Origin of the sequence: Actinoplanes lobatus, from assembly GCF_014205215.1 — a bacterium.
Classification (GTDB): Bacteria; Actinomycetota; Actinomycetes; order Mycobacteriales; family Micromonosporaceae; genus Actinoplanes; species Actinoplanes lobatus.
Window position 1 is genome coordinate 8,825,333 of the sequence record NZ_JACHNC010000001.1, and the last position, 24,697, is coordinate 8,850,029.

At 71.2% G+C, this 24,697-nt stretch carries 23 protein-coding genes; 12 read left to right on the top strand and 11 right to left on the bottom strand.

The genetic code is table 11. From position 1 onward, the window contains the following. The first annotated feature begins 9 nt into the window (after nt 1-9). A complete protein-coding gene (locus tag BJ964_RS40295; protein ID WP_188125579.1) occupies nt 10-732 on the top strand; it encodes a class I SAM-dependent methyltransferase in 723 nt (240 codons plus the stop codon). After that, entirely contained in the window at nt 719-1,780 is a 1,062-nt protein-coding gene (locus BJ964_RS40300) for a glycoside hydrolase family 15 protein (RefSeq protein WP_188125580.1), read from the top strand. Before BJ964_RS40295 ends, BJ964_RS40300 begins: the two co-directional genes overlap by 14 nt. On the opposite strand, the gene BJ964_RS40305 is transcribed toward BJ964_RS40300, so the two are convergent. Then, nucleotides 1,716-2,339 carry a class I SAM-dependent methyltransferase gene (locus BJ964_RS40305; protein WP_188125581.1) on the bottom strand — a complete coding sequence of 208 codons (624 nt, stop codon included), beginning with the start codon at nt 2,337-2,339 and terminating at the stop codon, nt 1,716-1,718. The two genes, BJ964_RS40300 and BJ964_RS40305, sit on opposite strands and share 65 nt — an antisense overlap. Then, nucleotides 2,317-3,336, bottom strand: coding sequence for a hypothetical protein (locus BJ964_RS40310; protein ID WP_203832752.1), 1,020 nt, complete (start codon nt 3,334-3,336; stop codon nt 2,317-2,319). Before BJ964_RS40310 ends, BJ964_RS40305 begins: the two co-directional genes overlap by 23 nt. 44 nt (nt 3,337-3,380) lie before the next feature. On the opposite strand from BJ964_RS40310, the gene BJ964_RS40315 reads away from it, so the two are divergent. Both BJ964_RS40315 and BJ964_RS40320 read left to right on the top strand, forming a co-directional pair. Then, on the top strand, nt 3,381-3,860 hold the full coding sequence (locus BJ964_RS40315; protein WP_229807360.1) for a (2Fe-2S)-binding protein: 480 nt from the start codon (nt 3,381-3,383) through the stop codon (nt 3,858-3,860). Continuing rightward, the gene (locus tag BJ964_RS40320) at nt 3,857-5,848 is read left to right on the top strand and encodes a xanthine dehydrogenase family protein molybdopterin-binding subunit (RefSeq protein WP_188125582.1); all 1,992 of its coding nucleotides are present in this window, start codon (nt 3,857-3,859) and stop codon (nt 5,846-5,848) included. Before BJ964_RS40315 ends, BJ964_RS40320 begins: the two co-directional genes overlap by 4 nt. Nucleotides 5,849-5,850: 2 nt before the next feature. Here the strand turns inward: BJ964_RS40320 and BJ964_RS40325 are convergent, their stop codons facing one another. After that, the gene (locus BJ964_RS40325; protein ID WP_223149696.1) at nt 5,851-6,594 is read right to left on the bottom strand and encodes a CPBP family intramembrane glutamic endopeptidase; all 744 of its coding nucleotides are present in this window, start codon (nt 6,592-6,594) and stop codon (nt 5,851-5,853) included. Between the two features lie 280 nt (nt 6,595-6,874). On the opposite strand from BJ964_RS40325, the gene BJ964_RS40330 reads away from it, so the two are divergent. From BJ964_RS40330 to BJ964_RS40340, 3 genes are read left to right on the top strand one after another with little or no spacing between them, the layout of a single operon-like run. Next, nucleotides 6,875-8,899: an NADPH-dependent 2,4-dienoyl-CoA reductase gene (locus BJ964_RS40330; RefSeq protein WP_188125583.1), complete on the top strand. Its 2,025-nt coding sequence runs from the start codon at nt 6,875-6,877 to the stop codon at nt 8,897-8,899. A gap of 15 nt (nt 8,900-8,914) precedes the next feature. Further along, nucleotides 8,915-9,712 carry a crotonase/enoyl-CoA hydratase family protein gene (locus BJ964_RS40335; RefSeq protein WP_188125584.1) on the top strand — a complete coding sequence of 266 codons (798 nt, stop codon included), beginning with the start codon at nt 8,915-8,917 and terminating at the stop codon, nt 9,710-9,712. 9 nt (nt 9,713-9,721) lie between these two features. Further along, nucleotides 9,722-10,279, top strand: coding sequence for a PadR family transcriptional regulator (locus BJ964_RS40340; RefSeq protein ID WP_188125585.1), 558 nt, complete (start codon nt 9,722-9,724; stop codon nt 10,277-10,279). Nucleotides 10,280-10,455: 176 nt separating this feature from the next. On the opposite strand, the gene pntB is transcribed toward BJ964_RS40340, so the two are convergent. Further along, nucleotides 10,456-11,895, bottom strand: coding sequence for a Re/Si-specific NAD(P)(+) transhydrogenase subunit beta (gene pntB / locus BJ964_RS40345; RefSeq protein ID WP_188125586.1), 1,440 nt, complete (start codon nt 11,893-11,895; stop codon nt 10,456-10,458). 4 nt (nt 11,896-11,899) lie between these two features. Beyond that, the gene (locus tag BJ964_RS40350; RefSeq protein WP_188125587.1) at nt 11,900-13,417 is read right to left on the bottom strand and encodes a Re/Si-specific NAD(P)(+) transhydrogenase subunit alpha; all 1,518 of its coding nucleotides are present in this window, start codon (nt 13,415-13,417) and stop codon (nt 11,900-11,902) included. A gap of 204 nt (nt 13,418-13,621) precedes the next feature. Between BJ964_RS40350 and BJ964_RS40355 the strand changes: the two genes are divergently transcribed. Further along, nucleotides 13,622-14,863 (top strand): flavin monoamine oxidase family protein, encoded by a 1,242-nt coding sequence (locus tag BJ964_RS40355; protein ID WP_188125588.1) that lies wholly within the window; start codon nt 13,622-13,624, stop codon nt 14,861-14,863. 9 nt (nt 14,864-14,872) lie between these two features. On the opposite strand, the gene BJ964_RS40360 is transcribed toward BJ964_RS40355, so the two are convergent. Together BJ964_RS40360 and BJ964_RS40365 are read right to left on the bottom strand one after the other, a co-directional pair. After that, entirely contained in the window at nt 14,873-15,877 is a 1,005-nt protein-coding gene (locus BJ964_RS40360) for a LacI family DNA-binding transcriptional regulator (RefSeq protein WP_188125589.1), read from the bottom strand. A gap of 64 nt (nt 15,878-15,941) precedes the next feature. Beyond that, nucleotides 15,942-16,283: a hypothetical protein gene (locus BJ964_RS40365; protein WP_188125590.1), complete on the bottom strand. Its 342-nt coding sequence runs from the start codon at nt 16,281-16,283 to the stop codon at nt 15,942-15,944. A 192-nt stretch (nt 16,284-16,475) separates the two neighbouring features. On the opposite strand from BJ964_RS40365, the gene BJ964_RS40370 reads away from it, so the two are divergent. The 4 genes from BJ964_RS40370 (at nt 16,476) to BJ964_RS40385 (ending at nt 20,668) form a co-directional block, all read left to right on the top strand. Then, a complete protein-coding gene (locus BJ964_RS40370) occupies nt 16,476-17,408 on the top strand; it encodes a sensor histidine kinase (protein WP_188125591.1) in 933 nt (310 codons plus the stop codon). Nucleotides 17,409-17,412: 4 nt separating this feature from the next. Beyond that, on the top strand, nt 17,413-18,501 hold the full coding sequence (locus BJ964_RS40375; protein ID WP_203832753.1) for a sensor histidine kinase: 1,089 nt from the start codon (nt 17,413-17,415) through the stop codon (nt 18,499-18,501). Then, on the top strand, nt 18,498-19,160 hold the full coding sequence (locus BJ964_RS40380) for a response regulator (RefSeq protein WP_188125592.1): 663 nt from the start codon (nt 18,498-18,500) through the stop codon (nt 19,158-19,160). The genes BJ964_RS40375 and BJ964_RS40380 overlap by 4 nt, the downstream gene beginning before the upstream one ends. A 77-nt stretch (nt 19,161-19,237) precedes the next feature. Then, nucleotides 19,238-20,668 (top strand): multicopper oxidase family protein, encoded by a 1,431-nt coding sequence (locus BJ964_RS40385; protein ID WP_188125593.1) that lies wholly within the window; start codon nt 19,238-19,240, stop codon nt 20,666-20,668. 36 nt (nt 20,669-20,704) lie between these two features. On the opposite strand, the gene BJ964_RS40390 is transcribed toward BJ964_RS40385, so the two are convergent. The 4 genes from BJ964_RS40390 to BJ964_RS40405 are packed head-to-tail and all read right to left on the bottom strand — an operon-like array spanning nt 20,705 to nt 24,643. After that, nucleotides 20,705-21,370 (bottom strand): hypothetical protein, encoded by a 666-nt coding sequence (locus BJ964_RS40390; RefSeq protein ID WP_188125594.1) that lies wholly within the window; start codon nt 21,368-21,370, stop codon nt 20,705-20,707. Nucleotides 21,371-21,372: 2 nt separating this feature from the next. Continuing rightward, the gene (locus tag BJ964_RS40395; protein WP_188125595.1) at nt 21,373-22,734 is read right to left on the bottom strand and encodes a flavin monoamine oxidase family protein; all 1,362 of its coding nucleotides are present in this window, start codon (nt 22,732-22,734) and stop codon (nt 21,373-21,375) included. Further along, entirely contained in the window at nt 22,731-23,732 is a 1,002-nt protein-coding gene (locus BJ964_RS40400) for an agmatine deiminase family protein (protein WP_188125596.1), read from the bottom strand. Before BJ964_RS40400 ends, BJ964_RS40395 begins: the two co-directional genes overlap by 4 nt. Further along, nucleotides 23,729-24,643 (bottom strand): nitrilase-related carbon-nitrogen hydrolase, encoded by a 915-nt coding sequence (locus tag BJ964_RS40405; RefSeq protein ID WP_188125597.1) that lies wholly within the window; start codon nt 24,641-24,643, stop codon nt 23,729-23,731. The genes BJ964_RS40400 and BJ964_RS40405 overlap by 4 nt, the downstream gene beginning before the upstream one ends. Nucleotides 24,644-24,697 lie beyond the last annotated feature (54 nt).

The window sequence follows — 24,697 nt, forward strand, 5'->3', positions numbered from 1 at the left end:
GGGAACAACATGTTGACCGTCGACTACGACCGGCTGGACGTGCGTCCGGGGATGCGGGTCCTGGATCTGGGTTGCGGCGAGGGCCGGCACACCTTCGAGGCGTACCGGCGCGGCGCGCACGTCGTCGCGCTGGACCTCAGTGAGAAGGATCTGGGCACCACCCGGCAGTGGTGCGCGGCCATGGACATGGCCGGGGAGGCGCCGGCCGCGGCGAGCGCCACCACCGTACGCGGAGATCTTCTGGCGTTGCCGTTTCCGGACGCCAGTTTCGACCGGGTGATCGCCTCCGAGGTGATGGAGCACATTCCGGACGACGTGACGGCGATCGCCGAGCTGACCCGGGTGCTGAAGCCGGGTGGGCTGGCCGCGGTGACGGTGCCGCGCTGGCTGCCGGAGCGGGTGTGCTGGGCGCTGTCCGACGAGTACCACGCGAACGAGGGTGGCCACGTCCGCATCTACAAGGAGGACGAGCTGTCCGGCCGGCTGCGTGACGCGGGGCTGACCGTGACCGGCAACGGGTTCGCGCACGCCCTGCACAGCCCGTACTGGTGGTTGAAGTGCGCGATCGGTGACGCCGCGCCCACCCGGGCGTACCACAAGCTTCTGGTCTGGGACATCGTCGACCGGCCGGCGCTGACCCGGGTGCTGGAGCAGGCGCTCAACCCGCTGATCGGAAAGAGCGTGGTGATATACCTCCGTAAGGAGGAGGTGGCCGCGGGTGTCGCTGCCTGACCTGGCGGGAGTGCTCAGCACCGACGATGTTCTCGCCACGGTCGCCAGCATCGCCGCCGAGCAGGAGCCGTCCGGGGCCATCCCGTGGTTCTCCGGCGGGCAGCTCGATCCGTGGGATCACGTCGAGGCCGCGATGGCACTGGACGTGGGCGGGGAGAACGCGAAGGCGGAGGCCGCCTACGACTGGCTGCGCCGCACGCAGCGGCCGGACGGCTCGTGGGCGGCACGTTACGAGGCGGGTGACGTGGTCGCGGACGCGACCGCGGAGACCAACCATGCGGCGTACGTGGCGGTCGGCGCCTGGCATCACTGGCTGTGCACCGGTGACGACGCCTTCCTGGAGCGGATGTGGCCGACGGTGCGCCGGGCCGTGGACTTCACGGTGGGCTGTCAGGCGCCGGGTGGCGAGATCTGGTGGGCGGTGGGCCCGGACGGACAACCGGACCGGGTGGCGCTGTTGACCGGGAACTCCAGCGTGCATCAGGCGCTGCGCTGCGCGGCGGCGATCGCCGGGCGGCTGGGTGAGCCGCAGCCGGACTGGGAGCTGGCCGCGGACCTGGTCGGGCACACGATCCGGCGGCATCCGGTGGCGTTCGCGGACAAGGACCGGTTCTCGATGGACTGGTACTACCCGGTGCTGGGCGGTGCGCTGCGCGGCGAACCGGCCCGGGAGCGGCTGCGCGACCGGTGGGACGAGTTCGTGGTGCCGGGGCGGGGTGCCCGCTGTGTGTCCGACCGGCCGTGGGTGACCGGGGCGGAGACGTGCGAGCTGGCTCTGGCGTTGCATGCGGTCGGTGACCGGAATGCCGCCGAGGAGATGGTTTCGGCCATGCAGCATCTGCGGGAGGCGGACGGGTCGTACTGGACCGGACTGGTTCTCACCGACGGGGTGCGGTGGCCGGTGGAGCGGACCACCTGGACGGCCGCGGCCGTGGTGCTGGCGGTGGACGCCCTGCACGGCGCCCACCCGCGGTCGGAGATCTTCAGTGGTCCCGTCGAAGCAGCCGCAGCGAGCCCTGGCCGGGAAGCTCCGAGTAGGAACCGGTAGCCAGCGCCTGCTGGTAGATGCGGTAGGGGGCCTGGCCGCCGTCGGCGGGGTCGGGGAAGACGTCGTGGATGGCCAGGACCCCGCCGACGGCCAGGTGCGGCGCCCAGTTCGCCAGGTCGCGCCGGGCGGACTCGTCGGTGTGGCTGCCGTCGAGGAAGAGCAGGGCGAGCGGGGTCGACCAGATCCGGGCGAAGTCCTCGGCGCGGGCCACCACGGCGGTCACCACGTCCTCGGCGCCGGCGGCCGCGATGGTCCGCCGGAAGCCGGGCAGGGTGTCGATCAGGCCGACGGCCGGGTCGACCAGGGTGGGGTCGTGGTACTCCCAGCCCACCTGGTGCTCCTCGGAGCCGCGGTGGTGGTCGACGGTGACGACGGTCGTGCCGCGCGGGCGGGCGGCCGCGGCCAGGTAGAGGGCGGACTTGCCCAGGTAGCTGCCGACCTCCAGCAGGGGGCCGTCGACGTCGACGGTCAGTGCCGCGGTGGCCAGGGCGGTGCCCTCGTCGTCGGGCATGAACCCGGGGGCGTCGGCGGCGGCCTTAAGAAGTTCGGGAGACAGCATCACGCGATCTTAGCGATCGCCTCCGCCACAGCGCGGCGACCGGCCAGAGCAGCAGGACGAGTACCGAGAGCAGCAGATATTCGGCCATCGGTACGCGCAGGACCTCGTGGATGTGGGTGAGGCCGCGTCCGGCGTACACATAGATCAGAAGCGCGAGATAGCCGCCGAGGATCAGCCACCGGGTGGTCGCGCCGAGGCCGAGACCGTGCATCTGGGTGATCACGAAGACGGCCAGGAAGCCGAACAGGAATTTGGGCCAGGCGCCGTCGGGTCCGGAATTCATCACGGCGACGAGGGTGCCGTGGACGGCCACCATGAGTTCCAGGCTGACCGTCCACCAGCGGTTGGTGTGTGCGGTGGTGAACATCAGGCTGCTCTGGACGAGCAGCAGGAACATGTAGAAGAAGCCGATCAGGTGGCCGCTGGTGGTGACCATCGGGTGGTACCAGAAAGTGTAGATAATGGCCCAACTGAACAAGTAACCATGATATTTCCGAACAAAATGCACTAACAGGGCCGGTATCGGGGCGGGCTTTCCGGCGATCAGGCCGCGCCGCCGGTTCTCCATGAGCAGGACGACGACCAGCAGGAGCACCACCGAGCCCTGCGAGCTGAAGATCGACACGTCCTGGGCCAGGCCGTCGTAGAACAGGTGGGTCTGCAGCTCGTGCAGGCCGATGAAGCCGAGGTTCGCGGCGAGCGCCACCACGTTCACCCGTTTCAGGCCAGGGGTGTAGCGGCGGGCGTGGGTCTGCGCCCACCAGATCAGGCCCCAGGAGACGATCTGGTGCGCGGCGTAGCCGAACCAGGCGGACAGCCGGGTCCACGCGGTCGGTTCGGGCAGCTTCCAGTAGTACCAGCTCGCGCCCTGGTCGGGCAGCAGCGTGACGTCGGTCAGGCTCTGCCCGAGCAGCCAGACGAGGCCGGTGAGCACCGCGACGGCGGGCACTCCGACGATCAGCGCCCGCTCACTGGGAAACGGCGTTTCATTGACCACGGCCCCGAGTATGGCCGATATTCGGCTGGCCAAACAATCTGCGGATGTCGATGGAGGCGGAGTTGAGCCGGTACCGGTTGCACGTCAACGGCAGGCGTCGCACGGTGGACGTGCCCGGGGAGACGCCGCTGCTCTGGGCGTTGCGGGAGGAGCTCGGGCTGACCGGGCCGCGGTACGGATGCGGCGTCGGCGCGTGCGGCGCGTGTGTGTCGCTGATCGACGGGGCGGCGGCGCGGCCGTGTGTGCGCAGTGTCGAGGATGCGGCGGGCGCCCGGATCACGACGATCGAAGGCCTGCACGACCATCCGGTGCAGCGGGCGTGGCTGGAGCTGGACGTGGCACAGTGCGGCTACTGCCAGCCGGGGCAGATCATGAGCACGGTGGCGCTGCTGGCGCGGATCCCGGATCCGGACGACGAGCAGATCGACCAGGCGCTGCGGGACAACGTGTGCCGTTGCGGGACGTATCCGCGGATCCGGGCGGCGGTCCGGCGGGCCGCCGAGATCGTCCGGGGTTCCCGATGACGATCACCCGGCGGGGCTTCCTCGGCGCGGCGCTGGTGGTCGCGGTCCCTACCCCGATCCAGGATCAACAGATCAAGACCGTCTTCGTACGCGTGGACGCGCGCGGCCGGATCACGGCGACCGTTCCGAAACCCGACACCGGCCAGGGGGTACGCACGATGGCCGCCGTCCTGGTGGCCGAGGAACTGGCGGTCGAGGTCGCCGACGTCACCCTGGAGCAGGCGCCCGGCGACCCGGCCACCTACGGCCCGCAGGCTGTCGCGAACTCGACGTCCAGCCGGCAGATGGCCGAACCCCTGCGCACCGCCGCGGCGACCGCCCGCTGTCTGCTGATCGCCGCGGCGGCCGCCCGCTGGCAGGTTCCGGTCGAGGAGTGCACGGCTCGCCAGGGCCGGGTGCGGCATCCCGCGCACGCCCCGCTCCTCTACCGCAGCCTGGTGCCGGCCGCCGCCGCTCTGGACCCGGCGTCCGTCGCGGTGACGCTCACCCCGCCGGAGAGGTGGCGGCTCATCGGCCGGACCCGGGCCGGGCGCTCGGACGCCCGCGACATCGTCACCGGCCGGGCCCGCTACGGCGCCGAGTCCGCCCCGGCCGGCAGCCTGGTCGCGGTGGTGGCCCGGCCGCCGTGGATCGGCGCGATCCCGGACACCGTCGACGATTCCGCCACACTGGCCGTGCCGGGGGTGGTCGCCGTGGTCCGGCTCGCCGCACCCGGCGCCGGGCAGGGCGGTGTCGCCGTGGTCGCGGACCGGACGGCCACCGCCCTGCGCGGTCGTGAGCTGCTTGATGTCACCTGGACCGGGGGCACGCCGGCCGCCGACAGCCGGGTCTGGCTCGATGCGCTGGAGGCCGCGCTGCCCGCGGCGCCGGGCGATCCGGCCGTCCAGCGGGTCTACCGGCTGCCGTTGCTCGCGCACGCGCCGATGGAGCCGATGAACGCGACCGCCCACGTCACCGCAACGGGGGTACGGGTGTGGGCGCCGATCCAGGATCCGGGCGGTGTGCGGACCCAGCTGGCCCGGGCGCTGGCCCTGCCGGAGGGGCAGATCGAGGTGCGGCCGACACTGGCCGGCGGTGGGTTCGGGCGGCGGATCGAGACCGACGCCGTGTTCGAGGCGGTCGCGTGCTCGCGGGCGGCCGGGCAGCCGGTCAGCGTGCGGTGGACCCGTGACGACGACACCCGGCACGACTCGTACCGGCCGATGTCGGTGCACCGGCTTTCCGCCACGCTCGGCGCCGACGGGCTGCCGGCGGGCCGGTCTCATCAGGTCGTGACGTGGCCGTTGTCGGTCAGTCCGCCGTTCGCCAGCCCGGTGGTGGTGAAGGCCAGCGGCGACCATTTCCCGTACGCGGTGCCCGGCGACGTGACGGTGACGCTGCGTCCCGCGCCGATCCGTACCGGTTTCTGGCGGGGTGTCTACGCGGGTCAGTTCGGGTATGCCGAGGAGTGTTTCCTCAGCGAGATCGCCCAGGCCGGCGGGCATGACCAGGTGGAGTTCCGGCGTCGTCTGCTGCCGGCCGGCTCGCGGCTGCGCGCGGTGCTGGACGCCGCGGCCCGGTCGCACCCGGATCCGGACGGCGTCGCCTGTCACCTGGACTACGGGTCGGCGGTCGCCGTGCTGGCCACCGTCGATGCGGCCGCCCGGCGGGTGCGGAAGGTGACCGCGGCGGTGGATGTAGGTGTCCCGGTTCACCCGTCCGGGGTCAGGGCGCAGGTGGAGGGGGCGGTCCTGGACGCGGTGTCGACGGTCCTCGGGGCGCAGATCACGGTTCGCGACGGTGCGGTGACGCAATCGTCGTTCCGAGACTACGCGTGGGCGCGGATCACCGACTGCCCGGAGATCGCGGTGGTGCTGGTGGGTTCGGATGCCCCGATCGGTGGGCTGGGCGAGCTCGCCTATCCCCCGGCGGCGGCCGCGATCGCGTCGGCTTTCGCGGCGTACGGCGGGCCGGTCACCGGCATGCCGTACGGCGTCACGGTCGGGTGAGCTCAGGCGAGGCGGAAGGCGGCGAGGCCCGCGGTGATCAGCAGGCCCAGGCCGTTGGTGGCCCAGTGCAGGGCGGCCGCCGCGAGGAGGCTGCCGCTGCGGCGGCGCAGTTCGCACAGCAGCAGGCCGGCTACGGCGGTGAAGGCGACGGCGCCGAGGATCGCGAGGATCTGGCCGGTGAGGTCGGTGCCGAGGACGGCGCCGATGCCGTGGTTGGCCTTGGTGAGGCGCAGCGACGGCAGGATGTGCCAGAGGCCGAACAGCACCGATGAGGTGATGCTCGCCCACATCGCGCCGCGGTGGCGGTTGATCAGGCCGTGCAGGACGCCGCGGAAGGCGACCTCCTCCAGCAGCACGGTGCCGAGTGGCACGACCACGAAGGCGGTGAGCAGCGCGGCGTGCAGGTGCAGTTGGTAGCGGACGTCGTCGAAGGCGCCGCGGGTGAACGGCAGGGCGGCGCCGATGGCGTAGACCACGGCCACGGCGAGAACCGCGCCGACCGCGTATTTCAGGCCGGGGAGCAGGGTACGCCGGGACAGTCCCATGTCGTGCCAGGTGAGCCCGGCACGGTGGCCGAGCAGGATGAGCCCCGCTGCCACGAGCGGCCCGGCGACGAGGCCGGTGTGCGGCGGCCCGTACTTCGAGGCGATGTTGACGGTGACCAGGAGCACGAGCACCGCGCCGAGGACGAGACCCAGCCTGCGGCGACTCGGGACGGCCGTTCGATCTTGGTTGATTTCCGGCATAGCCGCCAGAGCGTATCCGTCGGGCTGCGGGACAAATCCACCGGATGTCACCGTGTGTGACTCAGGACTCCGGTCGTCTACCGCCTGAAAAGGCGTTCGGGTTTCCGGCATGGCGACGGAGAGTGACGACAAGGTAGCACTGCCCTGCGTGTTCCCCACTGCGCCCGCCTTTCGATCGCCGCCCCGGTACAGGGAGTCGGATCGGCGGTGCGCGAGCGGACTTGAGGAACCGGCCGATAGTCACTTTCTTTACTATGCAATTCTTTGTATATTGGCGCCCGTGAGCAGCACTGACGCCGCGAGCCGGTACCCGCACCTGCTGAGTCCCCTGGACCTCGGCCACACCACGTTGCGCAACCGGGTGGTGATGGGGTCGATGCACACCAAACTCGAGGACCGCCATCAGGACCTGCCGAAACTGGCCGCGTTCTTCGCCGAGCGAGCCCGTGGCGGGGTCGGGCTCATGGTGACCGGCGGCTACGCGCCGACGTGGCGGGGGTGGCTGGCGCCGTTCGGCAGCCGGATGACCCGGGAGAGCCACGCGGTGGCGCACCGGGTGGTCACCGACGCGGTGCACGAGCACGGCGGCAAGATCCTGTTGCAGGTGCTGCACGCGGGCCGGTACGGCTACCACCCGTTCACTCTGGGCGCGTCGGCGAAGAAGTCACCGATCACCCCGTTCCAGCCCCGGGCCATGTCGACCCGGCAGGTGGACAGGACCGCTACCGCGTTCGCCCGGGCCGCGCTGCTGGCCCGCCGGGGCGGCTACGACGGCGTCGAGATCATGGGCTCCGAGGGCTACCTGATCAACCAGTTCCTGGCGGCGCGGACCAACGACCGGACCGACGCGTGGGGCGGCTCGGCGGCCAATCGAATGCGCTTCCCCCTCGAAGTCGTGCGCCGCTCCCGGGAGCTGGTCGGCGACGACTTCATCCTCCAGTACCGGATCAGCCTGCTCGACCTGGTCGACAACGCCCAGTCCTGGGAGGAGACCGTCGACCTCGCCAAGCAGCTGCAAGAGGCCGGGGTGTCGATCTTCAACACCGGGATCGGATGGCACGAGGCCCGGGTGCCGACCATCGTCACGTCGGTGCCGCGTGGCGCGTTCTCGTGGGTCACCGGGAAACTGCGCGCCGAGGTGTCGGTACCGGTGGTCGCGTCCAACCGGATCAACCGGCCGGAAGCCGCCGAGCAGGTGCTGGCCTCCGGTGACGCCGACCTCGTGTCGATGGCCCGGCCGCTCCTCGCCGACGCGGACTGGGTGGTCAAGACCGAGCAGCGGCGGGAACGCGAGATCATCACCTGCATCGCCTGCAACCAGGCGTGCCTGGACCACACGTTCAAGAACCAGCGGGCCACCTGCATGCTGAACCCGCGATCCGGTTACGAGACCGAACTGCGACTGCTTCCCACCCGTACCGTCAAGAAGGTTGCCGTGGTCGGCGCCGGACCGGCCGGGCTGGCGGCAGCGATCGAGCTGGCCGGGCGCGGGCACCGGGTCGAGCTGTTCGAGGCGGACGCCGAGATCGGCGGGCAGTTCCGGCTGGCCGCGCGGGTCCCCGGCAAGGAGGAGTTCGCGCACACGCTGGACTACTACCGGCACATGATCGAGGTCCGCGGGGTGACGCTGCGCCTCGGCAGCCGGGCGACCGTCGAGGACCTGGCCGGGTTCGACGAGGTGGTGATCGCGACCGGCGTCGAGCCACGGATTCCCGCCATCCCCGGCATCGAGCACCCGAAGGTCGTCACCTACCAGCAGGTGATCAGCGGGCAGGCCGAGGCCGGCGAGCGGGTGGCGATCATCGGGGCCGGCGGGATCGGCTTCGACGCGGCGGAATTCCTGCTGCACGACGCGAACGAGCCACTCGAGGAGTGGATGCGGCGGTGGGGCGTCACCGATCCGCAGACCGCGCGCGGCGGGCTCACCACCAAGGTCAAGATCACCCCGCGGCGTACGGTTCACCTGCTCCAGCGCAAGGAGACGGCGCTCGGCAAGGGGCTCGGCAAGACGACCGGCTGGGTGCACCGGGCTACGCTGCAGGACGCCGGGGTGGAGATGCTGCGCGGTGTCGAATACCAGCGCATCGACGACGAGGGTCTGCACATCACGGTCGGCGGTGCGGCACGTGTCCTGGAGGTGGACACCGTCCTGCTGTGTGCCGGGCAGACGTCCGTCCGGGATCTGGCCACGCCGCTGACCGAACGCGGGGTGAGCGTGCACGTCATCGGGGGCGCTGACGTGGCCGCCGAGCTGGACGCGAAGCGGGCGATCAAACAGGCGACCGAGCTGGCCGCGCGCCTCTAAGAAACGGACATATCAGTGAAATATGTAAGCGTAAGCGTCGAGAACGGCATCGCGCAGGTGCGCCTCGACCGCCCGGACAAGCTCAACGCCCTCGCCCTGGACACCCTCGACGAGTTGATCACCGTAGCGAAGAAGTTGCGCAAGGACCGCACGCTGCGGGCCGTCGTCATCGCCGGCGAGGGCGCCTCGTTCTGCTCCGGCCTGGACATCGCCGCCGCCATGCGCACCCCGAGTCGTATCGTCAAGGCGTTCATCCCGGCCCCGTGGCGCGGCACCAACCGCTTCCAGGAGGCCTGCTGGGCGTGGCGGCGCATCCCGGTGCCGGTGATCGCGGCGGTGCACGGCCATTGCTACGGCGGTGGTGTCCAGATCGCGTTGGCCGCCGACTTCCGGTACGCCACGCCCGACTCGAAGTGGTCGGTCCTCGAGGGCAAGTGGGGCATCATCCCCGACATGTCCGGCATCCGCAGCCTCACCGAGGTGACCGGCCCGGATGTCGCCAAGCGCCTCACCATGACCGCCGAGACGATCTCCGGGACCGAGGCGCAGCGGCTGGGCCTGGTCACCGAGCTGGCCGACGACCCGGTCAAGGCCGCGACCGCGTTCGCCGAGAGCCTGCTGACCCGGTCACCGGATGCGCTGGCCGCCGCGAAACGCCTGATCGACGGCGCTTTGACGAGCAGCGCACGGCGGACCTTCGCCCGCGAGCGCCGCGCGCAGATCAAGCTGCTGGCCCTGCCGAACACCAAGATCCTGCGCAAGGCCGTGATGTCCAAGAGCACGCCGGATTTCCAGCCGCGCAGCCGTCCGTAGGATTCCGGCGTGGCTTTGAGGAATGCGTTGCTGGCGGCGCTGGCCGATCGTGAGTCGTCCGGCTATGACCTGGCCAAGAAGTTCAGCAGCTCGGTCGCCAACTTCTGGACGGCCACGCCGCAGCAGCTCTACCGCGAACTGGAGAAGATGGAGGCCGAGGGACTGCTCTCGGCCCGTCTCGTCAAGCAGGACAAACGCCCGGACAAGCGGCTGTTCTCGGTCACCGGGGAGGGCCGGGCCGCGCTGCTCGCCTTCTCCCGCCGCTCCCCCAAGCCGACGACGGTCCGCGACGAGCTGCTCGTCCAGGTCGAGGCGCTGGCACACGGCGACGTGGCGAGCGTGCGCGCCTCGATCGTGGAACATCGCGAGGCCAGCCGCAGCCGGCTGAAAGGCTACGAGCAACGGCTTTCCGACATCCTCGGCGACCGCACCGACGACGAGTTCCTGGCCACCGGCAACCGGCTCGGCCCGTACCTCACCCTCCAGCGCGGCATCAGCTTCGAACGCGAGAACATCGCCTGGGCGGAACTCGCTCTAGGCGTCCTGACCCGGCGTTTCCCCCTTTGATCCGGTACGCGTGAGCCCGCCGGCAACCGCAACGGCGACCGCCCCGCCGATTCCCCGCGGCCACCGGCTTCTGGTCACGGCCGCAACGCGCCCGCCGGGCTGAGGCGCGCATCGCCGGAAAAAGCCGCGACGCCCCGGCCGTTCCCCCCACGGCCGGGGCGTCGCCTTGTCCTCGGTCAGCGGGCGCCGACCCGCTCCGTCACCGCCCGCAGGATGTCCTCGACCCGGTCCTTGGCGTCGCCGAAGAGCATCGCGGTGTTCTCCTTGAAGAACAGCGGGTTCTGGACACCGGCGTATCCGGAGGCCATCGACCGTTTGAACACGATCACGTCCTCGGCCTCCCACACCTTGAGCACCGGCATCCCGGCGATCGGGCTGGTGGGGTCCTCGGTCGCGGCCGGGTTGACCGTGTCGTTGGCGCCGATGACCAGAACCACCGACGTGCCCGAGAAGTCGTCGTTGACCTCATCCATCTCGAGCACGATGTCGTAGGGCACGCGCGCCTCGGCGAGCAGTACGTTCATGTGGCCGGGCAGGCGGCCGGCGACCGGGTGGATGCCGAACCGGACGTCCACGCCACGGTCGCGCAGCACCCGGGTGAGCTCGGCGACGCCGTACTGGGCCTGGGCCACGGCCATGCCGTACCCCGGGGTGATGACCACCGTGCTCGCCTCGGCGAGCAGGTCGGCCACGCCCTCGGCGGTGATCTCGCGGTGCTCGCCGTACTCCTTGTCGTCGGCGGGCCCGGCCTCGATGCCGAAGCCGCCCGCGATGACCGAGATGAACGACCGGTTCATCGCCTTGCACATGATGTACGACAGGTAGGCGCCGGACGAGCCGACCAGCGCGCCGGTGACGATGAGCAGGTCGTTCTCGAGCAGGAACCCGGCGGCCGCGGCGGCCCAGCCGGAGTAGCTGTTGAGCATCGACACGACCACCGGCATGTCGCCGCCGCCGATCGAGGCGACCAGGTGCCAGCCGAGCGCCAGCGCGATCACGGTGACCGCGACGAGCAGCCACAGCTGCGGGTCGATGACGAACCAGGTGGTGAGGACCGCGAAGACGGCCAGCGCGCTGAGGTTGAGGAAGTTCTTGCCGGGCAGCATCAGCGGGCTCGACTTGATCTTGGCGGAGAGCTTGAGGTACGCCACGATCGAGCCGGTGAAGGTGACCGCGCCGATGAAGACGCCGATGAACACCTCGGCGCTGTGGATGCCGAGCACGCCCAGCCCGTCCAGGGCCAGCGCCTCCTCGCCGGTCAGGTGCGCCTCGACGTGCAGGTAGCCGTTCCAGCCGACCAGCACGGCGGCGAGGCCGACGAAGCTGTGCAGCAGGGCGATCAGCTCCGGCATGCCGGTCATCTCGACCTTGGCGGCCCGGTAGAGGCCGATCGCCGCGCCGATCACGACGGCCGTGACGAGCAGGGCCAGGTCGACCGGGCGCAGCGTGCCGGCGACGGCCAGGCCGATGGTGGCCGCCAGGGCCAGGGTCATTCCGGCGATGCCGAACGTGTTGCCGGCCTTCGCGGTCTCGTGCTTGGACAGGCCGGCCAGCGCCAGGATGAAGAGCAGGGCGGCGACGATGTACGCGGCCTGCGCCGCGGCTTCGATGGTCATCGGGTCAGCTCCTGGTGAACATGGCGAGCATGCGGCGGGTGACCGCGAATCCGCCGAAGACGTTGATGCTGGCCAGCAGGATCGCGACGAACGACAGCGCGGTCACGAGGCTGCCGCCGTGGCCCAGTTGCAGCAGGGCGCCGACGACGATGATCCCGGAGATCGCGTTGGTCACCGACATGAGCGGGGTGTGCAGCGCGTGATGCACGTGCCCGATCACGTAGTAGCCGATCACGATGGCCAGCGCGAAGACCGTGAGGTGCCCGCGCAGGGCGGCCGGGGCCAGGGCGGTGAGCAGGAACAGGGCGCCCGCTCCGGCGCCGATCAGCGGCAGCCTCGGCAGCGGCTTCCGCGCCTTGACCGGCGCGGGTGCGGCGGCCGGGGCGGCGGCCGCCGGGGCCGCGGACACCGACACCGCCGGCGGCGGCCAGGTCAGCTCGCCGTCGCGGACCACGGTGATGGACCGCTGGACCACGTCGTCGAAGTCGAGGACCAGCTGGCCGTCCTTCTCCGGGGTCATCAGCTTCATGAGGTTGACCAGGTTGGTGCCGTACAGCTGGGAGGCCTGGGCGGGCAGCCGGCCGGCCAGGTCGGTGTAGCCGATGATGGTCACGCCGTTGGCGGTCACGACCACCTCGCCGGCGACCGTGCCCTCGACGTTGCCGCCGTTGGCCGCGGCCATGTCGACGATCACGCTGCCGGCCTTCATCGCGGCGACCATCCGCGCGGTGATCAGGCGCGGCGCGGGCCGGCCCGGGATCAGCGCGGTGGTGATGATGATGTCGACCTCGCTGGCCTGCTCGGCGTAGAGGCGGGCGGCCCGCTCGTTGTAGTCGTCGGACATCTCCTTGGCGTACCCGGTGGCGGAGACCTCGACGTCGGCGGCCTCGACCGACAGGTACTCGCCACCCAGCGAGCGGACCTGGTCGGCGACCTCGGGGCGGGGGTCGGTGGCCCGGACGACGGCGCCCAGGCTGCCGGCCGCGCCGATCGCCGCGAGCCCGGCCACGCCGGCGCCGGCCACCAGCACCTTCGCCGGCGGAACCTTGCCGGCCGCGGTGACCTGGCCGGTGAAGAAGCGGCCGAAGGCGTGCGCCGCCTCGACGACCGCCCGGTACCCGGCGATGTTGGCCATCGAGGACAGCACGTCCAGGGACTGGGCGCGGGAGATGCGCGGCACCGCGTCCATCGACAGGGCGGTGATCGGGCGGCGGGCCAGGTCCTCGACCAGGTCGGGGCTCAGCCGCGGGCTGAGCATCCCGATCAGGGTGGTGCCCGGCGCGAACTCGTCCAGCCGGGACGCGGCCGGTGGGTTGATGGTGAACACGATGTCGGCGGTCAGCGGGTCCCCGATCGTGGCGCCGGCCTCGGCGAACGCCTCGTCGGAGAACGACGCCGCGGCGCCCGCTCCCGGCTCCACCACCACCTGGTAGCCCAGTTTGACCAGTTGCGCCACGGTGGCTGGCGTGGCGGCAACGCGCCGCTCGCCCGGATCCGGGTCCCTGATTACACCGATGTCCACGTCGACTCCTCGGTAGATGTTGACCATGAAAACGTTCGACGGACGTCGTCAGTTCAAAACGCGGAGTGATTGTTACTCACCAGTACGTTGTTGGCCAGACTTCGGGCGCAGGTCCCAGACTTCGGGCACAGGTCATCGATCACGCCACTGCGGCCACGGCAGCCCCACAGCCTCCATCATGACGCCTGACGTACGCTCCCGAGCATGTCGATCTCGCAATGGGTGGTTGCGTCGGCGGTCTCCCGCTGGGGCGACGACCCCTGGGCGCGCGGCTCGTGGAGCCTGATCGGCCGGGGCGGCACCCCACGCCACCGCACCGACCTCGGCACCCCGATCGGCTCACGCCTGCGGATCGCCGGGGAGGCCACCCATGCCACTCGTGCGGCGATGACGCATGGGGCGTACGAGGAAGGGGTGTCCGCCGGAGCCTGGGCCGCCGGGCAGGGACATGCCCGGGTGGCGGTGATCGGCGCCGGCATCGCCGGCCTGGCCGCGGCCCGCACGCTGACCGACCGTGGCGTGTGGACACGGGTGCTCGAGGCCCGGGACCGCATCGGCGGCCGGACCGCGCCCGCACAGGTCGGCGGCTTCGGCTTCGACCTGGGCGCCAACTGGTTGCAGCAGTTCCACGACAACATCCTGGCCCGGCTCGCCGAGCGGCTGGAACTGCCGATGGTCCCGACCGACTTCACCGACCCGCTCGTGCTGGGCACCCCGTACGCGCTCCCGGACGGTCTGGAGGAGGATCTGCGGGCCCGGCTGGCCGCCGCCTCCGAGCAGGCCGGCATCGCCGAGGTCCTCGACGGCTGGCTGGCCGATCCCGGCAGGTGGACAGCGGACGACATCCGCCGGTTCGTCGACGCGGAGATCGTGATGGACTCCGGCGCCCCGCTGTCCTGGCTCAGCGCCCGGCACGGCTTCGAACCGGGCGTCGGCGAGGGCGACCGCTGGATCGTGGGCGGCTACCGGCTCCTGGTCGACCACCTGGCCGAAAGCCTCGACATCCACCTGAACCGGCCGGTCCACCACATCCGCACCGGCCCTGACGGCGTGGCCCTCGACGACGACCTGCGGGTGGACGCCGTGATCGTGACCGCGCCGGTCGGGGTGCTCGCCGGTGACGCGATCACGTTCGACCCACCGCTTCCCGCCACCCACCGCACCGCCCTGCAACGGCTCGGGATGGGCCGGGTGGAGAAGGTCATCCTGCGCTGCGACAGGCGGTTCTGGCCGGTGCATCCGGCCGGCTACTACCGGGTGCACGGTCCCGGCGAGAACTGTGTCAGCGAATGGCTGGACGCCACCGCCGCGGACGGGACACCGACGCTGGTCGGCCTCTTCGCCGGGCCCTGGCTGGACGACCTGTGGACCGGCCCGGACGAGCAGGTCGCCGCACGCGCCGCGGCCGTCTTCGCCGAGGCGGCCGGCGGGGACCCGGCCCGCTGACCGAGCGGGTCAGCGGGGCGCGGTGCTCGCCCGGATCACCAGGTCGGTGTGCACCGTCGACCGCTCCCGGGCCGTCGCGCCGCCGGCCAGCGAGAGGATCGCCTCGGCGGCGAGCCGGCCCATCTCGCGCAGCGGCTGCCGCACCGTGGTCAGCGGCGGCGACGCCCACCGGGCGCCCGGCAGATCGTCGAACCCGACCACGCTGAGCTGCCCGGGAACCGACACCCGGCGCCGCCGGGCCGCCTCGTAGACACCCATCGCCATGTGGTCGCTGCACGCGAAGACCGCGGTCGGCGGATCCGGGCGGTCCAGCAGCCGGCTCCCCGCGGCCAGCCCGGACGGAAAGTCGAAATCGCCCTGCTCGGCCAGCCCCGGGCCGGGCGCCACCCCGAACTCGTCGTGCGCCGCGAGATAGCCCTCCAGCCGGGCCCGGCTGCACAGCAGCTCGTCCGTCCCGGTGATCACCGCGATCCGCCGGTGCCCCAGCTCCAGCAGGTGCCGGGTCGCGGCCCGGGCGCCCGCCCAGTTCGCCGCGTCGACCATCGGCAGGTCGGACGGCGCCCGCCGGGCCGGTTCCAGCGCCACCACCGGCACCCTCAGCCGCCGCAGCGACGCCGCGAGCGGTCCGGCCGCCGCGCCTGCCGCGAGGATCACCCCATCGGTACGCCCGGCGCGCAGCCTCTGCACCAGCTGCCGCCCGGACGCGGCGCCCCGCTGCAACGACGACACCACGGTCCGCACGCCGGCGTCACGGACGGCCGCCTCGATACCGCGGATGTGCTCGCCCTCCCAGGCGCAGTCGATCTCCGGGAACACCACGTCGACGACCCCCGCCGACGCCGGGAGCCGTGCGGCGCGCGCCCGGTAGTCGTGGTCGCGCAGCAGCCCCTCGACCCGCGCCCGGGTGGCCGCGGACACGTCCGGCCGGCCGTTCCACACCTTCGACACGGTCGCGGGCGACACGTTCGCGGCCCGCGCGATCGCGGCGATCGTCGCCCGCCGCTCATCCGCCATCCCGCGAGCCTTCCAGCGAGCTTGCCCGCGCCACAAACCATTTTCTCGTACGCCGCAGGCCGGGTCAGGCGCGCAGCCAGCCGCCGCCCGGGACACGGACCTCGACCCCGGTGACCGGCCCGTCGCCGTCGCGCAGGAACCGGACGTCGGGGCAGCCCTCGACGACGTCCTGCCACCCGTGTTCCGGATCGTGCACGGCGTGCCGCCGACAGTGCTTCTCGTCCGCATAACCCCAGGCCATCAGCACATCGCGGCCCCCGTAGCGGTAGCGGCCGACGGACGCCACACGATCGCCGTCCACCTTGCGGAAATAGTCGGCGCGCAGCCCCGGCACCGCGGTGCCCTCGAACTCCGCGTCCGGCATCGACCGCTGTGGGGTGTAGGTGCTCAGATCCGGCAGGCTCATCGTCTCGTCTCCTCCTGAGTGCAACGGCGCACCACTCCGGCAGTCGCGATCTTGGGCCGGCGGGTTCCCGGCGCCCCTCGTTCGGGTGACGGCCGGTTTCGGGCAGTAGAGTCCACCGTTGAAGGGACGACCGGCGAGGGTGCGCCGGCCGCCGACATCGAACGCCTCGGACACGAACGTGGAATCAACCGCATGACCCTGACCGGCGACGGCGCGGTCTTCGACCATCCCGGCCTGCTCTACGACAGCCGCGCCCGGTACCTGTCCGGGGTCACCGGGTTCGTCCGGGAGGCGGTGGGTGCCGGCGACCCCGTCCTGGTCGCGGTGCCGCCACCGAACCTGGAGGCGCTGCGTGGGGCGCTCACCGACGTCGCCGGCCGGGTGACGTTCGCCGACATGACGGTGGCCGGGCGCAACCCGGGCCGGATCATCCCCGGGGTGCTGCTGGAGTTCGTGTCCGCGCATCCCGGCCGCCGGGTGTCGATCGTCGGCGAACCGGTCTGGCCGGACCGCACCGACCTGGAGTACCCGGCCTGCGCCGCGCACGAGGCGTTGATCAACGTGGTGTTCGCGGCCCGGGACGTGGCGATCCTCTGCCCGTACGACGTGGGTGGCCTGGATCCGGCCAGGGTCCGCGACGCGTGGCGCACCCACCCGGTGATGATCGTCGGCGGTGCGCGGCGGCCCAGCCCGTGGTACGACGACCCGTACGCCACGGCCGCCGCCTTCAACCAGCCGCTGCCGAAGGTGCCGGTCACCGCCGCGACCCTGACCTACCGGCACGCCGCCGACCTGGCCGCGGTCCGCCGGTTCGTCGCCGCCGAAGCCGGCCACCTGGACCCGGACCGTGGTGGCGACCTGCTGATCGCCGTCAACGAACTGGCCGAGAACACCATCGCCCACACCGGCGGCGACGGGACGGTCAGCATCTGGGCGGAGTCCGGCCGGCTGGTCTGCCAGATCGACGACCGAGGCTTCCTGTCGGATCCGCTGGCCGGGCGGATCCCGCCACCACCGGACGCCGAGGGCGGCCGCGGCCTGATCCTGGCGAACCGGCTGTGCGACCTGGTCCGCGTCCACACCGGCGCCGACGGCACCAACATCCGCCTGCACATGGAATTCTGAGCGGGTGCGGCTGCCCCGGGACGCCGCGGTCGCCGTGGCCGTCGCCGCGCTCACCACGGTCACGGCGCTGACCAGCACCGACGGCGCCCGGCCGCTGATGCCGGCCGGCGCGGCGCTGATCGCGGCCGCCTGTGCCGCGCTGCTGTGGCGGCAGCGTTTCCCGGCCACCGTCCTTGCCGTCACCGCGATGGCGACGCTGCTCTACTACCCGCTGGGCTTCCCGGACGCGCCGCTGATCCTGGCGCCGGTCGTCGCCCTCTACACCGCCGCCCGTGAACGCGGGCCGGTTCCGGCCGGCGCCGCCGCCATCGCGATGACGGCCGTATTCGCGGCGGCCGGCGGTGACCCGTTCCAGGTGCTCATCGGGATCGCGCCGCTCCTGCTGCTGCCGGTCGTGCTCGGCGAGGTGGCCCGCGGCCGGGCCCGGCAGGTGGCGCAGGCCGAGGAACGGGCCGCGCTGGCCGAGGCGAGCCGGGAGAACGAGGCGCTGCGCCGCGCCGCCGAGGAACGGCTGCGGATCGCCCGGGAACTGCACGACGTCCTCGCCCACCAACTGTCGATGATCACCGTGCAGGCCGGCGCCGCCCTGCACACCCGGGAACCGGACGGCGCGTTCGCGGCGCTGCGCACCATTCGCGCCGCCGGCAAGGAGGCGCTGCGGGAGGTCCGCACGGTGCTCGGCGTGCTCCGCGACGACGAGCCGTCGCTCGCCGGCCTGCCCGCCCTGATCGGCCGTACCGAGGCCGCCGGCCTGCCGGTGCATCTCACCGGGCCGCCGGCGGAGACGACGGTGCCGGCCGCAGTCCAGGCGGCCGCCTACCGGATCGTCCAGGAGGCGCTGACCAACACGATCCGGCACGCCGAAGCCGACCACGCCGAGGTGACCCTGCTCGTGGACGGCCCGGATCTGCTGGTCACGGTCACCGACGACGGATCCGCGACCACCGCCGTCACCGAGGGCAACGGCCTGCGCGGCATGACCGAACGCGCCACCGCCCTCGGCGGCGACCTACGGGCCGGACCACGGCCCGACGGCGGCTTCCAGGTCCGCGCCCGGATCCCCCTCACCCTTCCCGAGGACGGCACGCGATGATCTCCGTTGCCCTGGCCGACGATCAGGCACTGGTACGGGCGGGCTTCCGCGCCATCCTCAACAGCGAACCGGACATGACCGTCGCCGGTGAGGCCGCCGACGGCACACAGGCCGTGGATCTGGCCAGGTCCGCCCGTCCGGACGTGATGCTGATGGACATCCGCATGCCCGGCACCGACGGGCTCGCCGCCACCCGCCGGATCTGCGCCGACCCCGATCTGGCCGGTGTCCGGGTCGTCATCCTCACCACCTACGAGTCCGACGAGTACGTGTACGGGGCCATCCGCGCCGGCGCCAGCGGTTTCCTGCTCAAGGACCTGGAACCGGACGAGCTGATCCACGCCGTACGGGTGGTGGCCCGCGGCGACGCCCTGCTCGCCCCGTCGGTGACCCGCCGCCTGATCGCCGAGACCGCCGGCCGGCTCAACCCGCCGCCCGCCCCGCTGCTGGATGCCCTGACCGGCCGCGAAACCGAGATCCTCGACCTGGTCGCGGCCGGGCTGTCGAACGAGGAGATCGCCGCCCGGCTGGCGATCAGCTACGCCACCGCCAAGACCCACGTCAGCCGGATCCTCGCCAAACTCGGCCTGCGCGACCGCGCCCAACTGGTGGTGCTGGCCTACGAATCCGGCCGGATCCGGCCCGGCTGGCTGCCCTGAATACATCCCGGGATGTACGCGCATTTCCGGGACACCACCGATTTCACCGGCGTGAATGAAACGCCACGATAGATTTCGTGAAACGCAGAAGTCTTCTTTCCCTGGCCGTTCTCGGACCGCTGCTCAGCGGCTGCTCCAGCGCCGATGAACAGCCGCTGACCTTCGCCAACAGGCTGCACATCCCACCGCTGGCGCCGTCGGAAATCGACCCGGACGGGTTCCGTTCGTTCGCATTGAGTCTGCAACCCGGAAAGAACGGCACCTGGGGAATAAACGGCGACCATCTCGGGCCGACGGTCCGCGCGAAACGGGGTGAACGCGTGCGGATGGCGGTCACCAACCGGCTACCCGAGGCGACCACCCTGCACTGGCACGGCATGCGCCTGCCGGCCCGGATGGACGGCGGCCCGCACCAGAGCATCGAACCCGGCGCCACCTGGACCCCGCAGTGGACCGTCGACCAGCCGGCCGCCACCACCTGGTTCCACCCGCATCCGCACGGGAAGACGGCGATGCACGTCTACCGCGGGCTGGCCGGGCTGTTCCTCCTCGACGAACCGGGCGGGCCGGCCCTGCCGTCGGACTACGGCGCCGACGACATCCCGCTGATCGTCCAGGACAAGATCCTCGACGACGGGCGGCTGGTCACCGGCCCGGTCGGCAACGGCACCTTCGGCCTGCTCGGCGACACCATCATGATCAACGGCACGATCGATCCGTACGTCGAGGTGACCACCACACAGGTGCGGTTCCGGCTGCTCAACGCCTCCAACACCCGCGTCTACCGGATCGGGTTCGCCGACAACCGTACGTTCCAGGTCGTCGGCGGCGACGCCGGGCTGCTGCGCGAACCGGCCCCGGCCGACCGGGTGAAGATCAGCCCCGGGGAGCGGATCGAGATCGTGGCCGCCTTCTCCCCCGGCGAGACCGTGGTGCTCAACAGCATCGGCGAAAACCGCAGGGACGCCAACGACCCGGAGGAGGACGACTTCGAGCTGCTCAAGGTGGTCGCGGCCGCCGTGTTGAAACCCTCGAAGCCGCTGCCGCAGACGCTCGGCGGCCCGGCCCCCGTGATCCCGCCACCGGGCGCCCGGGTACGCCGGTTCACGCTGTCCGGCTCGGAGATCAACGGCCGGGACATGGACATGAACCGGATCGACGAGGTGGTTCCGGCCGGCGCCGTGGAGATCTGGGAGATCGACAACACGACCTACGCGCACAACTTCCACATCCACGAGGTGGCGTTCACCATCCTCGACATCAACGGCGAACGGCCACCGGCCTACCTGGCCGGCCCCAAGGACACCGTCTTCCTGAAGAAGCACGCCGACGTGCGCCTGGCCGTCCGGTTCGGCCGCCACACCGACCCGGTCACCCCGTACATGTACCACTGCCACCTGCTGCGCCACGAGGACAAGGGCATGATGGGCCAGTTCGTGATCGTCGACCCCGGCACCGAACACCTGGTCCCCCGCACCATCCCCACCGGCCACCATCACCACGGTTGAGCTTGCCGGCCAGACATTCGCACCGGCCCTGACCCGTCACTCGAGGCGGGTGAGCCAGTGGTGGTCGGGGAGAGTGGACCGCAGCACGTCGCGGATCCAGGTACGGCGCCGGCCGCTCAACAGCGGCAGGACCGCCTCGAAGTCCGCGTCGTCCTTCCGCCGTCTCAATCGGGCCTTGTAGGCAAGGACGATTTCCGGCAGAAGGTACCGGATGCCGTCGCCGGCGATCCACGTGACATTTTCGACCTCGTCGACGTGTTCGGGCAGAAGCTTGTTGGCCCACTTACCGTGGTCATCAGGGGTGAGGGGGATGTCAACGACCCAGGGAGATGTCGCGTTGGCTCGTAGCCACAACTGGCTGCCTGGTTCATCGACAGTGGCCCACCGGCCGCCCAACGGGTGAAGGACACCACCGACGTTGTTCCAGACGTGCCAGCGATCTTTCATGAACTCGACGAAGGCCGGCACGTCGCAGGCCAGGATAGACACGTCGGTGTCCTCGTGCTGTCGACGGTAACCGGTAGCGGCCTCGATCGCCCATCCCCCGACGACCCACCACGGGCGGTCGAAGCCCCGCATCTCCCGAGCGAACGCTTGAGGCTCCAGCGGTGCCCACGCGCCGTACAGCGCCAGGAAAGCATCCTCCTCGGCCTGCTCCTCCGGTGTTCGCTCGAGCGGCACGCGGCCCGGTTGAGTCTGCATCTTTACGAGAGCAGCCGGGCCGCGACCGCCTCGCCCATGCGGATGGCCCCGTCGACGTGCTGGAAGCCGAGACCGGCGATGTCGCTGCTGGCGAAAGCCAGCGGCCCGACGTCCGACCGCAGATGCCGGCCGTAACGGGTCAGCGAACCGATGTCGAAACTGGTGCCGAACGCGCCGACCGTCCACTCGTCGGCCATCCACGGGCTCTCGTAGTAGTGCACCGGCGACAGCGCCTCCGGCCCGTAGTAGGTGGCCAGCGACTCCAGCACCTTCGCCCGGCGTTCCGCAGCGTCCAGCGCCAGCAGCCCGTCCGCCTTCACGTCCGAGACGAAACCGACGAGCGTCCCCCGGGTCTCACCCTCGACGTCCTCGTTGGTGTTGTCGTACGCCTCGTGGACCAGCGCGTACGGGCTGAACGCCGTCCCCGACAACCCGAGTTCCCGCCAGAACGGCGTCGCATAGGTGATGTGCAACTTGATCACCAGGCCGAACGAGATGTGCTGGCGCATCTGGGCCTGCACCGGCGGCAGCGCCGGAACGTACTGCACCCGGCTGACCAGGGTCGGCGGCACCGCCATCACCACGTTGCGGCCACGGTAGCTGTCCTGCCCGGTGAACACGGTCGCACCGTCGGCGTCCCACTCCACCTTCGTGACCGCCTCACCGAGACGCACCGTCCCGGCCGGCAACCGGGAGGCGAGAGCCAGGGGCACCCGCTGCAATCCGCCGACCACCCGCCGGTCCAGGATGAAATCGGCGTCAACCAGGTGGCTGAATCCACCGGCCGACGCGGCCATCAGCACCGCCGACAGCGCCGAGAACGAGTGCGCCGGCTTGGTCAGCATGGCCGGCCCGATGTAGAGGCCGATGTTGTCACGCGCCTCGGCGTCGTCGGTCTGCTCAGCCAACCAGGCGGCGAACGAGATCCGGTCAAGGTAGTCGGCGTCCGGATGGTTCCACGGTTCGAGGGGATCCATCTCGGCGGCCAGCTTGTCGAGGATGACGGTGAGCCGGTCCATCTCGGTGGCGGTCCGCTCGGACACCGGGAACTTCTCGCCTTCGAAGGTGCACCGCACCCCGTCAAGCCCGATGTAGACCGACTCGCCTTCCCGATACCGGGAGTAGGTCTCCAGGCCCAGTTCGCCCAGCAGCGCCAGCAGACTGGTCTGGTCCGGCGACACCCACTGGCCGCCGACCTCGAGACGTACGCCGTCGAGCGTGTCGGTCAGCAGCCGGCCGCCGACGCGGTCGCGGGCCTCCAGCACGATCACACTGCGGCCGGCCGCGCGCAGCCGGTTGGCCGCGGTCAGCCCGGTGACGCCGGCGCCGACCACCACCACGTCGTAGTCGGGGTCGCTGGTCACGAGAGTCCTCCAGGTATCGCCGGTTCCTGCTGGGTGATGCAGTGGATGCCACCGCCCCGCGCGAAGATCGCCCGGGCGTCGACCCCGATCACCCGGCGGCCGGGGTAGGCGGCGGCCAGGATGTCCAGTGCGGCGGCGTCCCGGGGATCGTCGAACGTGCAGGCGATCACACCGGCGTTGCACACTAGGTGATTCACGTACGAGTGATCAACTGGGCCACCGTCGTCCTCCAGACCCTCCGGCGCGGGCAGGTCGACGATCGTCCAGTCGCCCGGGAACGCGCTTCTCAGAACAGACCCGAGCGCGTGGTCGGGGTGCCGCGGATCCGGCTGGACGTGCAGCAACACCGTCCCCGGGGCGGTCATCGTAGCCACGATGTCGACGTGCCCACGGGTACCGAACTCGCCGTAGTCCCGGGTCAGGCCGCGCGGCAGCCACACCACCCTCTCGACACCGAGGGTGCGGCGCAACTCACCCTCCACCCGCTGCCGCGTCCACCCAGCGTTACGGCCCGGATCCAACTGCACCGTCTCGGTGACCAGAACTGTTCCCCGGCCGTCGACATGGATCCCGCCACCCTCGTTGACCATGTCCGAGCCGATGATCGTGGCGCCCGCCCACTCGGCGACCTGCCGGGCGATCCGCGCGTCCCGCTCCCACGTCGCCCAGCTCTGCTGCCCCCAGCCGTTGAACACCCAGTCCACGGCGCCCAGCCCGTCCGGGCCGACCACGAACGTGGGGCCGAAGTCGCGCATCCACGCGTCGTCCAGCGGGGCCTCGAAATACTCGACGGCGCGACCCAGCCAGGTGCGCGCTTCCCGTACAGCCGACGGGTCGACGACCATGCGGACCGGCTCGAACTCGGCCACGGCCAGCGCCACCGACGCCCACGCCTGCCGCGCCTCGTCCGGGTCGTCGCCGAGGGTGTAACCCGACGACGGCCACGCCATCCACGTACAGGTGTGCGGCTCGGTCTCGGCCGGCATCCGCCAGCTCATGCCAGACCCCGGTACGTGTCCGGCCGCCGCGTACGCAGGAACGGGAACAGCGTCAGCCAGTCCCGGCGCTGGTCCAGGTCCAGATCGGCCACCAGCACCGCCTCCCGGCCACGCGGCGCCTGGGCGAGGATCCGCCCGTACGGGTCGGCGATGAACGACGAACCGTAGAAGCTGATCCGCCCCTCGTCACCGGTGCGGTTCGGCACCACCATGAACAGCCCGTTCGCGATGGCGTTCCCGACGATCACCTGCTGCCACAGCGGCTGCGTGTCGAAATCCGGGTGGTCGGGCTCGGAACCGATCGCCGTCGGATAGGCCAGCAGGTCGGCGCCGCCCAGCGCGTACAGCCGGGCCACCTCCGGGAACCACTCGTCCCAGCAGGTCGGCATCCCGATCCCGGCGCCGAGGAACCGGTGCACCGGATAGGCGTCGCCGGCCGGGCCCGGGCGAAAATACTTGTCCTCCACATAGCCCTCGGTCACCGGAATATGCGTCTTACGGGTTCTCGCCACGATCGCGCCGGACGGATCCACCAGGATCGCCGTGTTGTAGCCGAGCCCGTCACCGAGATCGGCGTCCTCATAGAGCGACGCGTGCACGAAGATGCCGTGCCCGGTGGCCATGGCGGCCGCGAACGCCGCGGTCGGCCCGGTCTCCAGATCCTCGGCCAGGTCGGCCGGCCGACCGGTGGGCTCCTCGAACGCCGGATACCGCGACAGCGTCAACTCCGGCAGGAACACCACCCGTGCCCCGGATCCGGCCGCCGTCGCGATCCCGTCGGCGAGAACCCGCCGCAGCTCGGCGCCGTCCTCCCGCCACCGGTGCTGAACCAGGCCGACCCGCAACGGCGGCCGGACCGGCTCGTCGACACGAGCGGGAGAATCGAACACGGCGGACCGGATCAGTTCCATGGATCACCCAGACCATTAACGAACGGCATTCGTTTTACTATGGTGGCCACCCTC